The 2,534-nt window shown below is 71.6% G+C and carries 4 protein-coding genes; 1 reads left to right on the plus strand and 3 read right to left on the minus strand.

From position 1 onward, the window contains the following. Nucleotides 1-160: 160 nt before the first annotated feature. Nucleotides 161-361, plus strand: coding sequence for a hypothetical protein (locus AOK18_RS22440; RefSeq protein ID WP_055573956.1), 201 nt, complete (start codon nt 161-163; stop codon nt 359-361). A gap of 151 nt (nt 362-512) precedes the next feature. Here AOK18_RS22440 and AOK18_RS22445 read toward each other — a convergent pair whose 3' ends face one another. From AOK18_RS22445 to AOK18_RS22455, 3 genes are all read right to left on the minus strand, one after another. Then, nucleotides 513-899, minus strand: coding sequence for a PIN-like domain-containing protein (locus AOK18_RS22445; RefSeq protein ID WP_055695513.1), 387 nt, complete (start codon nt 897-899; stop codon nt 513-515). Continuing rightward, nucleotides 889-1,545 (minus strand): DUF433 domain-containing protein, encoded by a 657-nt coding sequence (locus tag AOK18_RS22450; RefSeq protein ID WP_055695514.1) that lies wholly within the window; start codon nt 1,543-1,545, stop codon nt 889-891. Before AOK18_RS22450 ends, AOK18_RS22445 begins: the two co-directional genes overlap by 11 nt. Before the next feature lie 97 nt (nt 1,546-1,642). Further along, the gene (locus tag AOK18_RS22455; protein ID WP_206281580.1) at nt 1,643-2,530 is read right to left on the minus strand and encodes a hypothetical protein; all 888 of its coding nucleotides are present in this window, start codon (nt 2,528-2,530) and stop codon (nt 1,643-1,645) included. Nucleotides 2,531-2,534: the final 4 nt, after the last annotated feature.

Consider the following 2,534-nt stretch of genomic DNA (forward strand, 5'->3'; position numbering starts at 1 on the left):
CGGCGGACTGATCGGCGGACTGATCGGCGGACCGATCGGCGGACTGATCGGCGGACCGATCGGCGGACTGATCGGCGGACCGATCGGCGGACTGATCGGCGCCGGAGGAAGCACGCACGCCCCGGTGTTCCCTTTCGCCCGAAAAGCCTAGTATTAAAGAATGAGTAAAGCGGAACGCGAGACCGGTCCCCAGGGAGCGCTTGTCTGCCCGGCCTGCAAGCAGCCGGTGACCACGATGGTGAGGGGGCGGCACAAGACGCTCGGGGTCGTCGTGCCCGTGTGGCGCCCCGGCCCCTGCCACAACCCCGAGTGCTCCGAACACCTGAAGGAACCGGACCGACCCGGACGCCGGACGTACTGACCCGGCCGAGCCGGGACGCCGCCGGCATCCGTTCCCGGAAGTCCTCAGTGGTGCTCGTCCGGGTCGTCGGGGGCACTTGCTCGCATGCGCCGCGAGGGGGAGTGGCTGCGGGGACGTGACGGTCCGGGGCCGGGCCCGGACCGTCCGCTCGTCACGGCCAGGTGCGCTCGATGCGGTCGCGTCGTACGGCGTAGGCCGCGGGACCTCCCCTGCCCACCGCCCGGTGGATCGTCCCGCGGTGGGCGTCGAGCCGTTCGGCCATCTCGACACTGCGCAGTTGTTGGTTGTCGAGGTAGAAGAGCACCGCATCCCGCTCCAGGACCGGCCGGATCTCCAGGTCCCGGCTCTTGATCCGGCCGTCCTTCGAGAGGGGCACCCGTGCTCGGTCGAGACCGTGCGTGATCCACTCCTCGTCGGCCACATCCTGTCCGTCGTCGGGGAAGACGTCCCCGATGCGGTGAACCGTCCAGCCGCACGCTCTCAGCCCTTCCGCGACGCGACGTCCGAGATTGCGGTCGAGGAAGAACTCAGGCGGCAAGGCGCACCACTGCCCGGCACAGTACGTCGACCTGCTCGGGTGTCATGTCGAAGTCGTACGCGATGTCCTCGACGCTCTCCCCGGCCTCCCAGAGATCGGTGATGGCCTTGACCGCGACACGGTTGGCGGCCACGACGGGCCTCCCGTGCCCGAACCTCGGGTCGATCACGACGGGGACGGACTCCGGGTACTGCCTGAGCCGCAGGCTGGAGGGGAAGTCGTCGTCGGGCTCCCAGTTCAGGTAGCGGAGGTAGCCGGAGACCACCTCGTGGATGGGGGCCTGACCGTCCCGGGCCCGGCGGAGATCCCCCAGCCCATGCTCGACGAAGATGTCCACGCCGTCCGTCGCGATCCGCTTGGACACGAGGCCGTAAGGGGTGCCGAAGGCGTCCCGGACGGCGGTGGCGGCTTCCCTGATCTCGCTCATCCGCAGCCCCAGGGTGCGGAGGGAACGGAGGACGTGCGCCTCGGCCACCGCGATGAACGGTACCGAGGGCTGCCCCTTGCCCAGTGGTTCGACCTGGTGGACCAGCGGTGCCCCGGCGGCCCTGCTCTTCAGCCAGGAGAGGAGCGTCGACTGCGGGATTTCCAGGTAGGAGGCTGTTTCCGTGGGAGTCAGAAGCCCGTCCTTGAACCGGTCGGCCATACCCCACCTCCTCCGTCCGTCGAGTCCGCTGCCGGGTTTCGCATCGTCACACACCAAGTGTGCCGTCCGGGGGCCGCTCACACACCCACCCATCGGCTCAGCCGGCCGCACGAAGAGGGCCCTGGACGAGACGGCCCCGGCAGTCCCGGCAGCGCTGCCCGGGTTCCGGTGCGCGGAAGGCGCGTTCGCAGCCGTCGCAGGTCTGGAACGGCAGGAGGTCAGGGCGTTCGGCGAACGACGGCAGCGGTGCCGGAGGGGGTGCGGGCAGGGGCGTTTCCCGGAGGCGGAAGGCGAGGATGGCCGCCGGGCGGGCCAGGAAGTGGTCGGGGAGCCGTGCCGTGAGGTGTGCGGTGATCCGGGAGGGCGCGACACCCGCCGCGAGCCACTGCCCGACGGCCGGCGCCAGCCGCGCGGCCTCCCGCTCGGACAGCAGGAGCCGCGGATCGACGCGGCGGAGCGAGGCCAGCACGGCGACCGCCCGCGGATCGGCGTCGGAGAGCGCCGCCGGCTCCTCCGGCCGGCCCGGAGCGGGAACGGATGCCGCTTCCGTGACCGTCACCGATGAGGACGAGGACGGGGTGCGCTGGGCGACGGGCGACTTCCGGTGTCGGGGCCGGGACGGCTTCGGCGGTTCCGGAGAGGCGTCCGGGTCCGGCCGCGGCGCGCCGCCGGGGACGTCGTAGAAGTACGTCCGGGTGCGGATCCGCCCGGAGGACAGGCGCTCACGCCGGCGTTCCAGGTAGCCCGCGGCCTCCAGCTCCCGCAGGGCCCGGGAGATCAGGATCTCGCCCTCGCTGAAGTGCGCGCACAGGGCCGCGATGGACACGCGGGAGCCGGTGGGCAGGGAGAGGATGTAGACCGCCACGCCGAGGGTGACCGCGCTGCCGCGCCGCTGGGCGAGGGCGTTGGAGACCACCGTGAAGTCGGCGGTGAGCCGGGTGCGTACGTGGATCACGCCGGAGGCCGGAGCTCCGGCGTGATCCACGTAC

Source organism: Streptomyces prasinopilosus (assembly GCF_001419695.1).
Classification (GTDB): Bacteria; Actinomycetota; Actinomycetes; order Streptomycetales; family Streptomycetaceae; genus Streptomyces; species Streptomyces prasinopilosus.

What these genes read in the sequence shown, in the direction of transcription:
- AOK18_RS22440 (WP_055573956.1), top strand. Translation starts at nt 161, where the DNA reads ATGAGTAAAGCGGAACGCGAGACCGGTCCCCAGGGAGCGCTTGTCTGC.
- AOK18_RS22450 (WP_055695514.1), bottom strand. Translation starts at nt 1,545, where the DNA reads ATGGCCGACCGGTTCAAGGACGGGCTTCTGACTCCCACGGAAACAGCC.